The organism is Myxococcus sp. CA056 (genome assembly GCF_013336715.1).
Lineage (GTDB): Bacteria > Myxococcota > Myxococcia > Myxococcales > Myxococcaceae > Myxococcus > Myxococcus llanfairpwllgwyngyllgogerychwyrndrobwllllantysiliogogogochensis.
Genome location: NZ_JABUMT010000003.1, coordinates 773,206 through 790,019, shown reverse-complemented (window position 1 = coordinate 790,019; position 16,814 = coordinate 773,206). Strand labels below are relative to the sequence as shown.

Here is a 16,814-nt window from a genome sequence, read left to right as displayed (position 1 = left end):
TGCGCCTACGCGCCGTGGCCGCCGTCGACGTTGAGCACGGTGCCCGTGATGTACGTGGCACCCGGGCCCGCGAGGAACACGATGCTGTCGGCGACCTCCTCGGGGCGGCCGAAGCGGCCCAGGGCGATGGCCGCGTTGATGGCGGGCTTCATCGGCTCAAGGCCGGAGGACATGTCCGTGTCCGTGAAGCCCGGCTGCACCACGTTGACGGTGATGCCCTTGGGGCCCAGGTCTCTCGCCACGCCCTTGGTGTAGCCGACCACCGCCGCCTTCGTCGCCGTGTAGTCCGCCATGCCGGCCATGCCCACGCGCCCGGTGATGCTGGAGCCCACGGTGATGATGCGCCCGCCCTGGCCCATCACCTTGACCGCCTCGCGGATGGCCGCGATGACCCCGTGGACGTTGATGTTCTGCTGTCGCTCGAACGCCACCGCATCGCTTTCCGGGCTGTCGACCGCTCCTGGCGTGGCCACTCCCGCGTTGTTCACGAGGATGTCCAGCCGACCGAAGCGCTGCGTAACCGCCTGGACCAGCTTCGCTGCCTCCGCCGGTACCCCCTGGTCGGACTGGAAGGCCGCCGCCCGGACGCCTTGGGACTCCAGCTCCCTCACGAGCGCTTGAGCCTTCTCCGCCGAGGCGACGTAGCTGATGGCCACATCCGCCCCTTCTTGCGCGAGCGCCCGCGCCGTCGCCGCGCCAATCCCCCGGGAACCCCCCGTCACCAGCGCCACCTTGCCTGCGAGCTTCTTGGCCATGTTCGTCATTCCTTCCAGGTTGTGTACTTATCGGTACTGAATTGGACACACCCAGGCGCGCTCCGCGCGGTTCCGCCCGGGCCCGGGCGCGGGATATGTACCGATTGGTATAGATGTAGAGTCCTGGCCCGGAACCGTCAAGGGGATTAGTATCGAACGGTATGAAACCGAAGACGGCAGCCGCCCAGGTGGGGCGTCCCCGGGGTTTCGACGTGGATGAGGCGTTGGACCGTGCGCTGCGCCTGTTCTGGCGGCAGGGGTACGAGGGCACCTCGCTGTCGGACCTGACGGAGCATCTGGCCATCAACCGGCCCAGCCTGTACGCGGCGTTCGGCAACAAGGAGTCGCTGTTCCGCAAGGCGTTGGACCGCTACGTCGAGCGCCATCTGGTCCTCTATCGGGACGCGTTCGCGAGGCCCACGGCCCGCGCCGCCGTCGAGCACCTGCTGCTCGGGCTGGCGGACGCGCAGACGCTGCCCCGGGAGCCCAAGGGCTGCATCACCGTGCAGGGCGCGCTGGTGAGCGGCGCGGATGCCGCCCCCATCCAGGGGGAGCTGGCGGCGAGGCGCGCGGCGGGAGAGCAGGCCCTTCGCGAGCGAATCGAGCAGGGGCAGCGCGAGGGGGACGTTCCGGCGCACGTCGACTGCGCGGACCTGGCGCGCTACTTCACCACCGTCTCGCAGGGCATGGCCGTCCAGGCCGCCACGGGAGCCAGTCGCGAGGACCTGCGGCGCGTGGCCCGGACCTCCCTGCTCGCGTGGCCGCCCGCCTGAGGAAGTTCGCCGTCCCCTCCGGTGGTCGAGGAGGCTTCGCTCGGTCCTTCACGTCGGCCCCGGAACGCGGCATCTTTCTGGCCCCAACGGCGGCAGGGACGCATGAACACGGGCGAAGCGCTGTATCTCCATCCAGGAGTGAAGGTCCGGCCCTGCGAGTGGGGCTTCGGCGTCTTCACCGATGAGTTCATCAAGGCGGGCGAACTCATCGAGGAGTGTCGCTACCTCAAGATGCTGCAGAAGCACACACGGCATCCGCCGCTCGACGACTACGTCTTCCAGATTCGCTGGGGCGAGCGCGAACAGCAGCCCGCGGGGGACTGGGTCGCGCTCGTGCTGGGCTACGGCATGCTCTACAACCACGCGAAGGAGCCCACCGCCGCGTACTACCGCGCGGTGGACCGCGACATCTTCACCTTCTACGCCCTGAGGGACATCCACCCCGGCGAGCAGATCTTCATCAGTTACGGCGAGGAGTGGTGGGACACCCGGAACGAGGATGTCCCCCCTTGAGCCCTCGGGGTGCGTTCCGGGGGGCGTGAGCGGGCCCTGGGGGCCGCCGGGTTCGACGCAGGGCGCAAAGAGGGGGCACTCCTGGTACAGGACATTCCTGGGGGAACCCACGCGGGGGATGAAATTCGGCGCCTCCCTGGCGGGTGGGCAAGCGTATGATGGGTGGCGGATGGTGCTTCATGGACACGTGACGCAGGCGGCCGTGGCCGTTCGCCGGGGGACCTGGAAGGGGGAGCCGAGGGTGGGCTTCGACCTCCCAGAGGACGCCCTGCCGGCCGGGCCCGGTGAGCCGCGCGCGTGGCCCCGGGGGCGGGCCACCTCCAAGGGGCTTCCGGCGGTGGTACGGGCATGAGCGGCAGGACTGGAACGGCGATGGCCGAGAGGAACAACTCGATGAGCGACAAGGCCGAGGACCGGCGCGACTCCCCCCGGATTCCCATGCGCCTGAAGGTGCGCCGGGCGGGCAGCTCGGCGGACTTCGAGGCACGGGATGGGGACCTGTCCCTGGGCGGCTGCGCCTGGAATGGCCCCGGACTGGAGGCGGGCGCGCAGGTGGAGGTGCGCTTCACGCTGCCCATCCTTCCCGACGAAGTGGAGGCGAAGGGCGAAGTGCTCCACGTGACGGATGGCCCGCAGGGCCCCGCCGCGCACGTGCGCTTCGTGGACCTGCCGGTGGAGGCGGAGCTGGCCATCGCCCGCCACCTGGACGACATGCGGCTCGCGGGCGAACCTCGCTGAGGCCCACCCCGTCACCTAGGAAGGCGGCGACATGGCGGATGAGATTCCCTGGGAGCGGCTGTTCGAAGAGGCCACCCGGGTGCGCGAGCGGGCGCACGTGCCGTACTCCCGCTTCCCGGTAGGGGCCGCCGTCCTGTACGCGGACGGCTCCGTGATGTCCGGCTGCAACGTGGAGAACGCCACCTACGGGCTGACGGTCTGCGCCGAGCGCAATGCGTTCGCCGCGGGCGTGGCGCAGGGCCGCTCCCAGCCGGTGGCGGTGGCGGTCGTCGCGAACACGGCCACACCCGTCCCGCCGTGCGGCATGTGCCGGCAGGTGATGGCCGAGTTCGGCACGCCGCAAATGCAGGTGCGCAGCCGCACCCCTCGAGGGGACGAGATGCGCTACTCCCTGGGCGAGCTGCTGCCGCACGCCTTCACCAAGGACTTCCTCTAAGAGAGCCTGAGCACCCGTGGATCTGCTTCTGACCGGCGGCACCGTGGTGACGATGAACCGCGAGCGAGAGGTGCTCGTGGGCGCTGATGTGCTCGTCCAGGACGGGCGCATCGCGAAGGTGGGACGGGGCCTGAAGGCCCGTGGAACGCGGCGCGTGGTGGACGTGGCGGGGAAGGTGGTGTTGCCGGGCCTCATCCATGGCCACCTGCACGCCTGCCAGACGCTGTTCCGGGGCCGCGCGGATGGGATGGAGCTGCTCGACTGGCTTCGCGAGCGCATCTGGCCCTTCGAGGCGTCCCACGACGCGGCCTCCATGCGCGCGTCGGCGGACCTGACCTTCGCGGAGTTGATCCGCTCGGGCTCCACGGCCGCGCTCGACATGGGCAGCGTGCATCACTACGACGCGGTCTTCGAGTCCGCGCGGGACTCCGGCTTCCGGCTGGTGGGTGGCAAGGCGATGATGGACGCGGGCGCCAACGTGCCCGACGGCCTGCGCGAATCCACCGCGGAGTCGCTGGCCCACAGCCTGGCGCTGTTGGAGCGCTGGCACGGCACGCACGACGGGCGGCTGCGCTACGCCTTCGCGCCCCGCTTCGTGTTGTCCTGCACGCCGGAGCTGATGCGTGAGGTGGCGAAGCTGTCGCGCGAGCACAACGTGCGCATCCACACCCACGCCAGCGAGAACGCGAAGGAGACGGACGCGGTGCGCCAGTACTCGGGCGGCCGGGACAACGTCGACTTCTTCCACACGCTGGGGCTGACGGGGCGGCACGTGACGCTGGCCCACTGCGTGTGGCTGTCCGCGGAGGAGCAGGAAATCATCCGCGAGACGCACACCGTGGTGTGCCACTGCCCCGGCTCCAACCTCAAGCTCGCCTCGGGCATCGCCAAGGTGCCGGAGCTGCTGGAGGCCGGCGTGACGGTGGCGCTGGGCTCGGATGGCGCGCCCTGCAACAACACGCTCGACATCTTCCACGAGATGCGGCTCGCGGCGGTGCTGCACAACCCTCGCGTGGGGCCTCGCGCGATGACGCCCCTGCGCGTCCTGGAGATGGCCACGCTGAACGGCGCCCGGGCGCTGGGGCTGGAGGACGAGGTGGGCTCGCTCGAGCAGGGCAAGCGCGCCGACATCACCGTGGTGGATGTGAGCGGCCTGCACTGCGGTCCCTCGGCCGAGGACATCCTGGCCCCGCTGGTGCACTCCGCGCGCGGCAGTGACGTGACGCACGTCTTCATCGACGGCAAGCCAGTGTTGAAGGACGGTGTGCTGACCACGCTGGACGCGTCGTCGGTGATGGCCAGCGCGAAGTCCAACGTCGAGCGCATCCTCCGCCGTCGGCAGCGCGCCCGGGGTTCAGGCGGTCGGTAGCCGCAGCACGAAGGACGTGGGCCAGTCCGGGGTGTCCTCCACGGAGAGCGTTCCTCCGTGGGCCTCCGCGGCCAGTCGGGAGAAGTACAGTCCCAGGCCGTAGCCCCGGCGGGTGTCTCGCTCCTGGTCGCCCTGCACGTACTTGTCGAAGAGGCGCGCGCGCAGCTCGCCTGGAATCGGCGGGCCGTCGTTGCGCACCGCAAGCCACGCGCCCTGGGCGTCGGTGCCGCCCTCCAGCCGCACGCGGCCACCCGTGGGCGCGTAGCGCAGGGCATTGGTGGCCAGGTTCTCCACCACGCGGACGAGCAGCTCCGGGTCTCCGTTCAGTGCCAGCGTTCGGGGCGCGACGACGTCCAGGGTGAGCTTGCGGGCGCGGGCCACGTTCTCCAGCGAGCGGCGCACGTCCTCGAGCAGGCGGCCCATGTCGAGCGGCACCTTGCGGGGCTCCAGCCGGCCCTGCTCCAGCCGGGGCACGTCCATCATGTCGGTGATCATCCGGTCCAGGCGCGCGGTGACGGCCAGGCCCGTGCGCGCGGACTCGTGGAGGTGGCCCTGGGGGAGCTCCTGCTCCATCCAGGCCAGCGTCATGGTCAGCGCGGACAGGGGCGAGCGCAGGTCATGGACGAGGAACTGCGTCAGCAGCTCCTTGTCGTGCTGGAGCGCCCGGAGTTCGTCGTTCTTCGCGTGCTCCTCGTCGAGCATCCTGGCGATGATGCGCCGGGCCTCCTCGACCTCCTGGAACCGGCGGGCCTCCAGGGCGCTGTCCACTTCCGCGCGGGTGAGGGCCACCGCGAGCACGCGCACCCTCCCGGTGCCGTAGTGCTTCACCGCCGCGACCATCATCAGGGTGACGACGGCGATGACCACCGCGCCCCAGCCGACGCCCGCCTCGCGCATCAGCGCCGCCTGGGCCACCGACGACAGCGCGGCCGTGCCGTAGACGACGGTGGGGCGCAGGGCGAGCCCGCTGAGCGTCACCACGAGGGCGAAGAGGCCCAGGCTGAAGCCCGCCACCCCGGCCGGAAAGGGCGAGATGGGGAGGGCCAGGTGCTGCAGGCCGTAGACGAGGGCGACGTCCACGGGGGACTGGACGATGCCCAGCCAGCTGGCCTCGGGGCGGTTGCGCACGACGAAGAGCACCGTCGCCACGCCCACATAGGGCACCAGCAGGAGCGGGTAGGGGCTCCAGTCCTCGCCGCCGGTCAGCCACAGCGTGGTGGTGAGAATCAGGAAGAGCGTCGCGCCGACGAGCCGCACCGCCGCGCCCGTGCCCAGCACGCTTCGTCGCTGGGCGTCCACGGCGCGCGCCAGCGAGTCATCGAAGGAGGAGTGGGTCCAACCCAACGCACTGTCCACTGGGTCAGGGTTTTCCCCGCTTCCCGGCGCCGGGGCAAGTCCCCCACTTGGGGGAGGCCGCCAGGGGACGGCTCGCGGGCCCTCACTGGCGGCGTGCGAGCAGGGAGGCGCGATGGGACTTGTGGGTGGTGGGCAATCGCCTTAGGTGAGTTCGCGTAGCACTGATCAGAGGGGTGGATGCGGCTGCTTGCTCCCCCCTGAGTTCGTGTAAGGTGTCTGGAAGTAGGTCTGGACGGAGGTAGACCGGCGATATGTGGGACAGACTCAAGAGGGCGTTGCGCAGCTTCGCGGGCTTCTTCGTCTCCTCCATCGAGGATCCGGAGCTCATCCTCGAGCAGAACATCCGTGACCTGAACGACCAGGTCCCGAAGATGAATGAGTCCATCGCCATGGTCCGGGCGAATGTGACGCTGCTGGAGAAGGAGAACACCAAGTACAAGGACGACGTGCGCGGGCTGACGGCCAAGGTGAAGGCCGCCATCCAGGCCGGTCGCGACGACCTGGCGGCGCAGTACGCGACGAAGCTCCAGGTGGAGAAGGAAGCGCTGGCGCGCAACGAGGCGCAGCTGGAGACGGCGCGGCTGGCGTACGAGAAGGCGCTGAACGTCAAGAAGGCGTTCATGCGGGAGAAGGACAAGAAGACGGCGGAGGCCATGACGGCCATTCGCGACGCGCGACGCGCCAAGTGGCAGGCCAAGGTGGCCGACACGATGGAGTCCTTCACCGTCGCCGGCATCGACTCGACGCACGACGAGATGCTGCGCAAGGTGGAGGAGCGGACCGCCGTGAACGAGGCGCGCATGCAGATGGCGCTCGAGTCGGTGGACCACCAGTCCGCGCAGATTGAGGAAGAGGCCGAGAAGATCCAGGCCAACGAGCTGGTGAAGCAGTTCAAGATGGAGATGGGGCTGATGGAGAGCCCCGCCCCGGTGTCTGACGTGAGTGGACAGACGGGGAAGACCATCGGCAAGAAGGTCGGGGTCGAGTAGGCCCCGGCGGTCGGCATCATGATGAAGGGAAGAGACCTGGGAACTGACGGATGAAGCTCCACCGTGGGCCAGGTCTCTTTCTCTTCCTGTTCCTGTGCGCGTTGGGCGCGGGCTGGGTGCTCGCATCCCGCATGGGATATCTGGACACCCTCCAGGCGCGCTTCTTTCCCTCCGTGCGCGAGGCGATCCGCCTGTCTCCCGGAGACTTTCCCGCAGGCGTGTCGGCGCCGGTGGCGGACGTGGCGTCCGTGCCGCTGCGGCCGGTGCTCATCGGTTTCACGCCGCGCGGCTCGGCGGCGGGGCTGCTCGTGGCGGCCGGTGGGGCGACGACGCTGGACAACCCCGCGCCCCCGCCGAACGCGGCGCAGGGCTTCCTGAAGACGGCCTATGCGCTGGACGCGCGGGCGGTGCTCTTCGGCCGCGAGGAGGAGCTGCGGCAGGCCCTGGCCATTGGCGCGGAGAACGGCGGCGTGGACATGGCCATGCTGTCGGTGGACCGGCTGGCGTCGTGGGCCCCGGGCCTGCGGGACGCGGCGCCGAGGACGATATTGCTGGCGGGACGAAGCCGGGGGCAGGAGGCGCTCGCGGCGGTGGGCGTGACGGACCTGGCGAGCCTGCGAGGCAAACGCGTGGGCGTCTATCCGTTCAGCTCCACGCACTACTTCGCGCTGTGGGTGCTGGCGCGAGCGGGGCTGCGGACGACGGACGTGCGCTGGGTGGACCTGCCCTCCACGCTGGATGCCGGGCGAGCGCTGCGCGAGGGCCGCGCGGACGCGGTGGTGGGGCTGTGGGGCGACGTGGAGCTGGCGGCGAAGGACCGGGGCGGCGCGGTGCTCGCGACGACGGCGGATGCGCCGCACCTGGTGGCGACGGTGCTGGTGGCGCGGGGGGACTTCGCGGCGCGCTATCCGGACGCGGTGAGGCGGGTGCTGCGCGGGATGCTGGACGCGGGGCAGAGCGTGCTGAAGGACCCGACGGCGGGGGCTCGGATGCTGGGCGAGGTGGCGCCGTACCTGGGTGACCCGATAGAGGCCATCCGCAGCGCGCCGCCCGCGACACTGGCGGACAATCGAGCGTTCTTCGGCCTTTCCGGCGAGGCGCCGGTCACCTATGACGAGCTGTACCAGAGCGCCGCCGCGCTCTTCCAGAAGCTCAAGCAGGGACCTCAGGTGCCACTCGCGGAGGATACGAGGGACCTGGGAGCGTTGAAGTACGTGTCGGAGGCGCGCGGTCCCTGAGGCAAGTCGACCGGGCGCCGGGAAGGGGAGGTCGGACGTGGCGAAGAAGTCGCCGAACTACATCAAGGCCGCATTCATGCTGCCGGCCAACCTGGTGGGGTTGGGCACGGCGGCCGCTTCGGCGGCGCTGACGGGCGAGCCGTTGCCCGCCTTGCTGGCGCTCGGGCTGGAGGGGCTGTACCTGGGCCTCTTCTCGTCCATGCCGCGCTTTCAGCGGGCCATCCGCTCGCGGGAGCCCACGGACCCGGAGGCCGCGCGCAAGGCGGTGGACTCGCTGCTGGCGGACCTGGCGCCGTCGCAGCGCGAGCACTACCAGCAGCTCGTTGGCCTCAAGGAAAAGATTCTCGCCAACTACCGCAAGCTGCCGGGCGGCAAGGTGCTGGAGTCCGACAGCGAGCCGCGCCTGGACGCACTGCTGACGTCGTTCCTGCGGCTCATCTCCACGCTGAACCAGTACCGCTCGTACCTCAACAGCTCCGACCGGGGACACCTGGAGAAGGACGTGCGGGAGCTGGAAGAGGACGTGGCGCGCGAGACGAATCCCCGGCTGAAGGACGTGAAGCAGAACCGGGTGGATATTCTTCGCAAGCGGCTGGCGCGCTTCGAACAGGCGAGCGAGAGCCGGGAAGTGGTCAGCCACCAGCTCGCGGGCATCGAAGACATGATGCGGCTGACGCACGAGCAGTCGATCGCCATCCGGGACCCGGAGGTCGTCAACCGGCAGCTCACCATGCTGAGCGCGGAGGCCGAGGCCACCGACGAGTCCGTGCGGCAGATGGAGCAGTTCCTGGAGTTCACCGAGGAGACTCGCGGCCCGCTGCCGCATGGCTCGCGGGTGCGCTGACGCGTCGTCGAGGAGCTTCGCCTGGGTTGCGCATCATGGGGGCTGCTCGTCCCTTCCTCTGTCTCGCGGAGGAAGGGGCTTCTTCCAGAACGCAATGACTCCGCGGGGGCCCTCCGTCATGAGGATGCCGACGGTCACTGCCCCCATGAGAAGTCCCTGGCAGGCGTAGATGCCCAGCCCTCCGCCGACGAAGAGGCCCACGAGGCTGACGGCGGGATGGATACGCCACCCGAAGACGGCTCCGACGACGGCGCCCGCGAGGGCACTCAGAATCACCAGCATCTCGATGAGCGTCATGGGGACTCCTCGGCGAATGGGCATCGCTCGTGTTTCAAGCGCCGTGCCCTCGCGCCCCGTGACGGGTCACGTTGGAGTGGCCCTCGGGACTCCGTCAGATTGGCAATCTGGCGGCATGGCTTGCTGTCGCATTGACGTCGCGGGTTGCTGGTGGGGCCTCCCCTCCGAAGCCTCTGTGGCGGGCATCGAGTCTCGTGGAAGTTGCCTGCCCATCATCCGGGTCCCTTGGCCGGGAGGCGGACGTACGCCGCGCACAGGAATACATTGACTCTCCGCCCCAGCCGTCCTGTCCTGCCGTCATGTTCCGCCGAGCCTGGCTTCCGACCCTCCTCCTCGTGCTCGCCATCGCGGGCTGCTCACGCTGTGGCAAGGACGAGGGGCCCGTCGCCCCGACGGCCTCCGGCCCCGCGCGCTACCTGCCTCGCGATGCGCAAGCCTCCGTCGTCATCCACGACCTGGGAGCGCTCGGAGAGAAGCTGGCGCGCTTCCAGAACCTGAAGGTCGCCTCCTTCGCCGCCCAGCTCCAGAGCTTCTCCTCGGCGGAGGGCTATGTGAATGCGGTGATGCGGCAGGTGGGCGTCGACCTGCGCAGCCGTCAGGCCCTGGAGGCCGCGGGCCTCGCTCCCGAGCTGGGCGCTGGCGCGGCCTTCCTCGGTGACGGTCGCGCCATCTCCGTCGTGGGTGTCAGGGACGCGGAGAAGCTCGAGGCGACGTTCGCCGGCTTCGCGCGCACCCGACTTGGAGCCTCCGAGAAGAAGGAGGAGAGCGGCGTGGGCGGCAAGCTCGTCACCTTCAACCGCCCGGGCCACCCCGCCGCGGCGCTGGGCCTGCTCTTCATCAGCGGCGGGAAGTTCGCGCTCCTGGGCGCGGGGCCCTCCGTCGCGTCGCTGCGCCCCCTGGCCAGCCAGGCCGAGGAAAAGTCGCTCGCGAAGGAGCCCGTGCTGGCCGCTTCGCTCCAGCGCCTGCCGTCGAAGCGAGACTTCCACGTGTTCATCCCCGGCGGCGCGGGCCTGCTGCTCCCCGCGGGCACCGTGCAGGGGCTCACGCTCACCGGGCTCGTCGACGACCGTGCCGTCACCGTCCACGCGGACGCGCCGTGGCCGGACACCAAGGAGTCGCTGGCCGCGCTGGACCCGGTGAAGGACGCGGCGGACCTGCGCGGCTTCCTGCCTCCGGACAGCTTCTTCGTGGCGCGCTTCCGGGGCGACCCGTCCCAACTCGACGGTGTGTGGCCCTACCTCGTGGGCGACTACCTGACGCGCGCGGTGCAGAAGAGCGGGCTCGATGTGAAGGCGGAGGTGCTCGACAACTTCAAGCCGGGCACGGTGCTGGGGCTGTCGCTGTCGCCCAAGGTGCAGCTGGGCTCCGGCATGCCCGCGCTCGATTTGCGCCGCACCAACCCCTTCCGCTTCGTCAACCTGGTGGCCCTGTCGGAGCTGGAGGACGCCACGCGGACGCAGGCCCTCCTGGAGAAGCTGCCGCAGATCTCCAGCGACTTCGGCGCCAAGGTGGAGGCCTCCGACCTGAAGGGCCAGCGCGTGTACCTCACCTCGTATCGCGCGGGGGAGGGCGCCCACTTCGCGCTCGGGCCCAACGGCAAGTTGCTGGTCGCCTCGCCCCAGTCGCAGTTGGAGGCCTCGCTCACCGCCCTCGCGGCGAAGGCCGGCGAGGGGCCGCTGACCTCGGACCTGAAGGACGTGGGCCAGGACGCCGCGTTCAGCGCGGTGCTGGATTTGCGCCGGCTGGCGGACTCGGTGAAGAACCTCCCGTCTGAGGCGTGGGGCATTGGCGGCTTCGCCATCAAGGCCACCACCGTGCGCTGGCTGGAGGCCACCGATGACCTTCGCGCCGTGACGCTGTCCGTGTCTCGCAAGGAGCGCGCGCTCCAGGCGGAGATGTCCCTGCGCCTCACCCCCACCTCGCCGTCTTCCACCACGACCCAGCCGGCCACTCCGTGATTCACGCTCGAGACGTCACCAAGGAATATCTGGATGGAGATGGCACCCGGGTGCGGGTGCTCGACGGAATGACCCTGGACGTCGAAGCCGGGGACTTCGTCGCGGTGGTGGGCCCGTCCGGCAGCGGCAAGTCCACGCTGCTGCACCTGTTGGGCGGCCTGGATGTCGACTACCGGGGCGAGGTGAAGGTGGGCGGAGTGACGCTCGGGGGCCTGAAGGACAAGGACCTGGCGCGCTTCCGCAACACGCACGTGGGCTTCGTCTTCCAGTCCTTCCACCTCATCCCCAACCTGTCGGCGCTGGAGAACGTGCTGCTGCCCTCGTACTTCGGGCCGCGCACTCCCGACGCCGTCAAGCGCGCGGAGGCCCTGCTGGAGCGCGTGGGCCTGGGCGCGAAGAAGGACCGCGCCCCGGTGCGCCTGTCCGGCGGAGAGCGTCAGCGTGTGGCCATCGCCCGCGCCCTCTACGGTGGACCTCGGCTGCTCTTGTGTGACGAGCCCACCGGCAATCTGGATGCGACCACGGGCGACGGGGTCATCCAGCTCTTCCGTGAGCTGCACCGCGAGGGACTCACCGTGCTCGCCGTCACACACGAGGAACGGATGAGCGCGGCCGCGCGGCGGGTGTTGCGACTCAAGGAGGGCAAGCTCGTGGAAGAGCCCGCACCGGAGCGCGCGGCCCTGGGAGGTGCTCCGTGAGACTGGACGCGCTGTCTCGACTGGTGCGGCTGAGCCTCGCGCGCGAGCGCCGGGGGGCCTTCTTCTCCGCGTTCGGCGTGGCCATGGGCGTGGGCACGCTCGTGTTCTTCATCGGCCTGGGCCTGGGCGTGGGCCGCGTCATCCGCGAGAAGATCTTCCCCACCGACGCGCGACTGCTGGACGTGGTGCCCCCGGCGGTGTCGCTGGGCTCGCTGCTGGGGGGCGGCAAGCTGGACGCGGAGGCGGTGGAGCGCCTGCGCTCGCTGCCCGGAGTGGAGGCGGCGCACCGGAAGATGAGCGTGCGCGTGCCCGCGGTGACCCGCTACGACGGGGCCTTCTTCGGCACCAAGCTGCGCATGGGCATGGAGGTGCTGGCGGTGGGCGTGGAGCCGGCGCTCGTGAAGGGCGACGTGCAGATGGGCGAGTTCAAGGACCCGGGTGAGGGTCAGCCGATTCCGGCGCTCGTCTCCACGCGGCTCCTGGAGCTGTACAACAAGACGTTCGCCCCGGCGCGCAAGCTGCCGCAGCTCTCCGCGAGCATGCTTGTCGGCTTCGGCTTCCCGGTGGAGTTCAACCGCTCCTACGTGGCGGCGAACTCCGCGTCCGGGCCCAGCCGCTCCGCGCAGACGCAGGTGGTGGGGGCGTCGGACCGGGCCATGTTCGCCGGCATCACCATTCCGCTGGAGACAGCGATGCGCATCAACCGCGAGGCGGGCGTGGACGCGGACACCTTCACGGGTGTCACGCTCGTCGCCACGGACCCGTCCAAGGTGCCCGCGCTGGTGGACGCGGTGAAGGCCATGGGCCTGGAGATCGACGACCAGGAGCGCCGCATGGCGGAGAACACGGGCGCGGCCGTCGCGCTCACGACCTCCGCGCTGGCGCTGCTGTCCATCCTCATCTGCATCCTGGCGGCGGTGAACATCGCCCACGCGCTGTCGGCCTCGGTGCGCGCGCGCGCCAAGGAGATTGGTGTGATGCAGGCGGTGGGGGCGTCGCGCTCGGACATCCGGGCCATCGTCCTGGCCGAGGCCGCCGTGGTGGGACTCGCGGGCGGGGCCATTGGCACCGCCGTGGCGCTGCTCACTTCCTTCGGCGTCAACCACTTCGCCGCGGGCTACCTGCCCAACTTCCCGTACAAGCCCGACAGCTTCTTCTCCTTCCCCTGGCCGGTGGTGCTGGGTGGAGTGGTGCTGGGACTCCTGGCCGCGCTGGCCGGGGCCTACTTTCCCAGCCGCCGCGCCGCCGCCACCGACCCCGCACGGACACTCGCCGGATGAAGCTTCCCTCCCGAAAGACGCTGCTGGGCAATGTGCTCAGCCTGGCCGCCATCGCCTGGATCTACGGAGGGGACCTCGCGGACGCGCTGCGAGCTCGCACCGCGGATGTCTCGGCCCTCGTCGAGCTGCCCTCGCCCGTGCGCCCCGCGGTGGTGCTGGCGCTGGCCGCCCTGGCGACCGCCGTCGTTGTCCTGGGCGGACTGGCGCGGGGCAAGGTCGAGGACTTCAAGGGCTACCGGCTCCTGCCCATCCTCCTGGTCGGTGCGCTCTTCGCGGACCTGGTCCTGTCGGAGAGCCGCATCCCCATCGACTCCACGGACATGGCGTCCATGAGCCTGCAGCGCTTCCACAAGCTCGCCCAGGCGCTGTCCACCCAGGACGCGGTGGCCGAGGACCCTCGCGTGCTCCAGCCCCTGCTGGAAGAGCTCGGCCGCCCTCCCTACCTGGTGCGTGGGGAGCCGCTCACGGCCTATGCCCTCCAGGTCCGAAAGGACTGCGAGGGCCCGGTGCGGGATGCCCCAGGGGTGCGGCCCGGAACGCTGCTGTACTGTGTCGCGCCGGAGCGCAAGGGGGCCTGGGTGACGATGGTGGGCCTGGCCGAGGAGAATCGCTTCGGCGCGCCGGAGCTGCTGTCCGCGGGCGGCAAGCTGCGCTTCCTGCTCGTCCAGCCCGCGATTTCCGACGAGGAACAGGCCGAACCGGGGGACGCGTTCCGGGAGGTTCCGGGGCCCGCGGCCGAGGACGGCACGGACGGCGGCACCTCCAGTCTTCAACCTTGAGAAAAATGGCGCTGCTACGCGCCTGTTGCCTGCTCGCCTGGAGAGCGCGTGAGGGTCGCCGCGAGGTTGACCCTACAGAGGGGCGATCGCTAGGCTCCCGTCGAACGGACCCTCCCCCACGTGACGACCTCTCAACCGAAGCGTCAGCCCATCCCATTCGGGAAGTACCTCCTACTGGACCGCGTCAACATCGGCGGCATGGCGGAGGTGTGGCGCGGCAAGCAGTTCGGCGCGAGCGGCTTCGAGCGGCTCGTGGCGATCAAACGCATCCTGCCGAACATCGCGGAGGACGAAGAGTTCATCTCGATGTTCATCGATGAGGCGAAGATCAGCGTTCAGCTGAGCCACGCCAACATCGCGCAGATCTACGAGCTGGGGCAGATCGCCAGCAGCTACTTCATCTCGATGGAGTACATCCCCGGCAAGGACATGCGGGCCATCTTCGACCGGTGCCGGAAGAAGGGTGAGCCCGCGCCCGTGCCGCTGGTGGCCTTCTGCCTGTCGAAGATGTGCGAGGGCCTGGATTACGCCCACCGCAAGAAGGACGGGATGGGGCGGGACATGAACATCGTCCACCGCGACATCTCGCCGCAGAACGTCCTCATCTCCTTCGAGGGCGAGGTCAAGGTCATCGACTTCGGCATCGCCAAGGCGGCGGGCAAGGCGACCAAGACGCAGGCGGGCATCCTCAAGGGCAAGTTCGGCTACATGAGCCCGGAGCAGATCCGCGGCCTGCCGTTGGACCGGCGCTCGGACGTGTTCGCCATCGGCGTGTGTCTCTACGAGATGCTCACCGGCGAGCGGCTCTTCGTGGGCGACAGTGACTTCAGCGTGCTGGAGAAGGTGCGCAAGGCGGAGGTGCCGCCGCCGTCCACGTACAACCGGCGCATCCCGGAGGTGCTGGAGAAGATCGTCATGCGCGCGCTCGCCAAGGACGTGGACGAGCGCTACCAGTACGCCAGCGAGCTGGGCGACGACCTGCAGCGCTTCCTCATCACCAGCGAGACCATCTTCGGCCGCAAGGACCTCATGCAGTACATGAAGTCCACCTTCGCGGAGGAAGTGGAGCGCGAGAAGCAGCGCCTGTCCGACTACGCCGACATCCGTCCTCCCGATGGCATGCTCGCCGCGCTCGAAGCGGCGACGGGCTTCAGCACGGGAGGCTCGGGCGGGATGATGGCCATGCCCGCGGCGGCTCCGCAGCCTCCGCCTCCGCAGGCGGTTCCCGTGGTGCAGCCGATGGCCGCGCCGCCCCGGGCCACCGCGACGATGGGGTCCGTGTCGCCCACCGGCGTGCGGCGCTCGCCCACGCTGGCCGCGCTGCCCCGGTTGACGGCGGCCACCGCCGCGCCCGCGCCGAAGGAGGACGAGATCCAGGCCACGCAGTTGGTGTCCAGCGACCACGTCTTCGACGACAGGCCGGAGCCGACCACGCAGCCTGGAGCGACGGTGGGCCGCACCGTCACTCCGCTGGAGACGCGCGCCCAGTCCCAGGGCGACGAGGACGAGGAGCCCACCACGGGCAAGACGTCGATCGTCCCACCCCAGGCCCCCCCGAGGATGTCCCAGCCGATGCCCGTGCTGACGCCCGCGGGCGCGCCGCCACGTCCCTCGGTGACGGTGCCCACGCTGATGCCCTCGGAAGTCGCCGCGTCGGCCCCTGGGCCGCGTAGCAGCCGTGGCGGAAATGATGGGCTGCCCCGCATCGTCCGGGACGGGCCCGCGCCGGACACCTCGCAGGGGATTTCGCGCTCGGCGCTCCCGCCGGAGGTCTCGCAGGGGCTCTCCCGCGCGGCGCTGGCGGAGGGGCTGCAGAACAACTCGCGTCCGCCTCCCATGCTCGGCGCGGGGACTCCGCCGAGGCCGCCTCCGCCGCGTCACGTCGAGCAGGACGAGGACGACGACCAGGAGGACCGGCCGACCGCCGCCGTGCCCGCGCTGGGCCGACGGAGCCTGGACAAGCGGGTGCTCTATGGCGTGGGCGGAGCCGTGGCGCTGCTGGTGCTCCTCCTCGTGGGGTGGGTGGCGACGCGTCCAGGGGTTGGCTACGTCATGCTGGATCTCCAGCGCGTGCCGCCCGAGGTGCGAGGTCGGATGCAGGTGACGCTGGACACCCAGCCCATCCCCGTGGAGAGCGGTGGCACCACGCTCTTGCGCGAGGTGACGGCGGGGCAGGTCATGGTGACGGTGAGCGCGGAGGGCTACAAGACCTTCACGCGGACCCTCCAGGTCAACAGCGGCAAGGGCGTGGAGCCGGTGGAAGTCGCACTGGAGAGCCTGGTGCGCACCGCGTCGCTGGTGCTCGTCACTCAGCCCTCGGATGCCCAGGTGAAGGTGGACGGCAAGGTCATCCGGGCGCAGGGCGCTTCGGACGCGTTCATCAAGGGCGTCCCCATCTCCGGCCAGGAGTGGGTGGTGGAAATCAGCGCGCCGCAGCACAAGCCCGCCTCCAAGCGCGTGCCGTTGACGGGTGACGGTCCGTTCGAGGTGTCGCTGAAGCTGGAGCCGGTGGTGTCCAAGGTGTCAGTGAAGATCGACTCCAAGCCGGCGGGCGCGGTCATCTTCGCGGGTGGCCAGGAGCTGGGGGAGACGCCGGCCACGGTGCTGGTGTCCCCGAACGTGCGTCAGCTCACCCTGAAGCTGAAGTGCCACAACGACGCGGAGGTGGACGTTCCCGCGCCGGAGGCCGGAGAATCCATCGCCACGGCGACGGTTTCCCTCAAGCGTCAGCCCCGCTGCCGTTAGATTTCATGAAATCGAGCCCCGCTTCCCTCGTGGGAAGCGGGTGCGT

Annotated in this window: 16 protein-coding genes; 13 read left to right on the top strand and 3 right to left on the bottom strand. The window is 70.0% G+C overall.

Annotated elements, in window-relative coordinates:
* Positions 1-5: 5 nt before the first annotated feature.
* Positions 6-755: an SDR family NAD(P)-dependent oxidoreductase gene (locus HUA76_RS17735; RefSeq protein ID WP_174453069.1), complete on the bottom strand. Its 750-nt coding sequence runs from the start codon at positions 753-755 to the stop codon at positions 6-8.
* Positions 756-916: 161 nt separating this feature from the next.
* Here HUA76_RS17735 and HUA76_RS17730 point away from each other — a divergent pair, with 161 nt between their 5' ends.
* From HUA76_RS17730 to HUA76_RS17710, 5 genes are all read left to right on the top strand, one after another.
* The gene (locus tag HUA76_RS17730; protein WP_174453070.1) at positions 917-1,528 is read left to right on the top strand and encodes a TetR/AcrR family transcriptional regulator; all 612 of its coding nucleotides are present in this window, start codon (positions 917-919) and stop codon (positions 1,526-1,528) included.
* Between the two features lie 102 nt (positions 1,529-1,630).
* Positions 1,631-2,041 carry an SET domain-containing protein-lysine N-methyltransferase gene (locus tag HUA76_RS17725; protein ID WP_141647622.1) on the top strand — a complete coding sequence of 137 codons (411 nt, stop codon included), beginning with the start codon at positions 1,631-1,633 and terminating at the stop codon, positions 2,039-2,041.
* Positions 2,042-2,413: 372 nt separating this feature from the next.
* Complete coding sequence (locus HUA76_RS17720) at positions 2,414-2,779, top strand: PilZ domain-containing protein (RefSeq protein WP_141648176.1); 366 nt, start codon at positions 2,414-2,416, stop codon at positions 2,777-2,779.
* A 31-nt stretch (positions 2,780-2,810) separates the two neighbouring features.
* A complete protein-coding gene (locus HUA76_RS17715; protein WP_174453072.1) occupies positions 2,811-3,215 on the top strand; it encodes a cytidine deaminase in 405 nt (134 codons plus the stop codon).
* A gap of 16 nt (positions 3,216-3,231) precedes the next feature.
* On the top strand, positions 3,232-4,584 hold the full coding sequence (locus tag HUA76_RS17710; protein WP_174453073.1) for a 5'-deoxyadenosine deaminase: 1,353 nt from the start codon (positions 3,232-3,234) through the stop codon (positions 4,582-4,584).
* Here HUA76_RS17710 and HUA76_RS17705 read toward each other — a convergent pair.
* Positions 4,570-5,928, bottom strand: coding sequence for a sensor histidine kinase KdpD (locus tag HUA76_RS17705; protein ID WP_254614271.1), 1,359 nt, complete (start codon positions 5,926-5,928; stop codon positions 4,570-4,572). The two genes, HUA76_RS17710 and HUA76_RS17705, sit on opposite strands and share 15 nt — an antisense overlap.
* 263 nt (positions 5,929-6,191) lie before the next feature.
* Here HUA76_RS17705 and HUA76_RS17700 point away from each other — a divergent pair, with 263 nt between their 5' ends.
* The 3 genes from HUA76_RS17700 (at position 6,192) to HUA76_RS17690 (ending at position 9,011) form a co-directional block, all read left to right on the top strand.
* Positions 6,192-6,929 (top strand): PspA/IM30 family protein, encoded by a 738-nt coding sequence (locus HUA76_RS17700; protein ID WP_141648171.1) that lies wholly within the window; start codon positions 6,192-6,194, stop codon positions 6,927-6,929.
* A gap of 50 nt (positions 6,930-6,979) precedes the next feature.
* Positions 6,980-8,167: an ABC transporter substrate-binding protein gene (locus HUA76_RS17695; protein WP_141648170.1), complete on the top strand. Its 1,188-nt coding sequence runs from the start codon at positions 6,980-6,982 to the stop codon at positions 8,165-8,167.
* A 76-nt stretch (positions 8,168-8,243) separates the two neighbouring features.
* A complete protein-coding gene (locus HUA76_RS17690; RefSeq protein ID WP_141648175.1) occupies positions 8,244-9,011 on the top strand; it encodes a hypothetical protein in 768 nt (255 codons plus the stop codon).
* Between the two features lie 33 nt (positions 9,012-9,044).
* Here HUA76_RS17690 and HUA76_RS17685 read toward each other — a convergent pair whose 3' ends face one another.
* Positions 9,045-9,308: a hypothetical protein gene (locus tag HUA76_RS17685; protein WP_174453075.1), complete on the bottom strand. Its 264-nt coding sequence runs from the start codon at positions 9,306-9,308 to the stop codon at positions 9,045-9,047.
* A 299-nt stretch (positions 9,309-9,607) separates the two neighbouring features.
* Here HUA76_RS17685 and HUA76_RS17680 point away from each other — a divergent pair, with 299 nt between their 5' ends.
* From HUA76_RS17680 to HUA76_RS17660, 5 genes are all read left to right on the top strand, one after another.
* Positions 9,608-11,266, top strand: coding sequence for a hypothetical protein (locus tag HUA76_RS17680; protein ID WP_174461535.1), 1,659 nt, complete (start codon positions 9,608-9,610; stop codon positions 11,264-11,266).
* Positions 11,263-11,964, top strand: a complete 702-nt coding sequence (locus HUA76_RS17675) for an ABC transporter ATP-binding protein (protein WP_174453077.1) — start codon at positions 11,263-11,265, stop codon at positions 11,962-11,964. The genes HUA76_RS17680 and HUA76_RS17675 overlap by 4 nt, the downstream gene beginning before the upstream one ends.
* Positions 11,961-13,244: an ABC transporter permease gene (locus tag HUA76_RS17670; RefSeq protein WP_174461534.1), complete on the top strand. Its 1,284-nt coding sequence runs from the start codon at positions 11,961-11,963 to the stop codon at positions 13,242-13,244. Before HUA76_RS17675 ends, HUA76_RS17670 begins: the two co-directional genes overlap by 4 nt.
* Complete coding sequence (locus HUA76_RS17665; protein ID WP_141648165.1) at positions 13,241-14,023, top strand: hypothetical protein; 783 nt, start codon at positions 13,241-13,243, stop codon at positions 14,021-14,023. The genes HUA76_RS17670 and HUA76_RS17665 overlap by 4 nt, the downstream gene beginning before the upstream one ends.
* Before the next feature lie 120 nt (positions 14,024-14,143).
* Positions 14,144-16,768, top strand: a complete 2,625-nt coding sequence (locus tag HUA76_RS17660) for a serine/threonine-protein kinase (RefSeq protein ID WP_174461533.1) — start codon at positions 14,144-14,146, stop codon at positions 16,766-16,768.
* Positions 16,769-16,814 lie beyond the last annotated feature (46 nt).

Coding starts and splice junctions, on each gene's coding strand:
- HUA76_RS17735 (WP_174453069.1), bottom strand. CDS start 755: ATGGCCAAGAAGCTCGCAGGCAAGGTGGCGCTGGTGACGGGGGGTTCC.
- HUA76_RS17730 (WP_174453070.1), top strand. CDS start 917: ATGAAACCGAAGACGGCAGCCGCCCAGGTGGGGCGTCCCCGGGGTTTC.
- HUA76_RS17725 (WP_141647622.1), top strand. CDS start 1,631: ATGAACACGGGCGAAGCGCTGTATCTCCATCCAGGAGTGAAGGTCCGG.
- HUA76_RS17720 (WP_141648176.1), top strand. CDS start 2,414: ATGGCCGAGAGGAACAACTCGATGAGCGACAAGGCCGAGGACCGGCGC.
- HUA76_RS17715 (WP_174453072.1), top strand. CDS start 2,811: ATGGCGGATGAGATTCCCTGGGAGCGGCTGTTCGAAGAGGCCACCCGG.
- HUA76_RS17700 (WP_141648171.1), top strand. CDS start 6,192: ATGTGGGACAGACTCAAGAGGGCGTTGCGCAGCTTCGCGGGCTTCTTC.
- HUA76_RS17695 (WP_141648170.1), top strand. CDS start 6,980: ATGAAGCTCCACCGTGGGCCAGGTCTCTTTCTCTTCCTGTTCCTGTGC.
- HUA76_RS17690 (WP_141648175.1), top strand. CDS start 8,244: ATGCTGCCGGCCAACCTGGTGGGGTTGGGCACGGCGGCCGCTTCGGCG.
- HUA76_RS17685 (WP_174453075.1), bottom strand. CDS start 9,308: ATGACGCTCATCGAGATGCTGGTGATTCTGAGTGCCCTCGCGGGCGCC.
- HUA76_RS17680 (WP_174461535.1), top strand. CDS start 9,608: ATGTTCCGCCGAGCCTGGCTTCCGACCCTCCTCCTCGTGCTCGCCATC.
- HUA76_RS17665 (WP_141648165.1), top strand. CDS start 13,241: ATGAAGCTTCCCTCCCGAAAGACGCTGCTGGGCAATGTGCTCAGCCTG.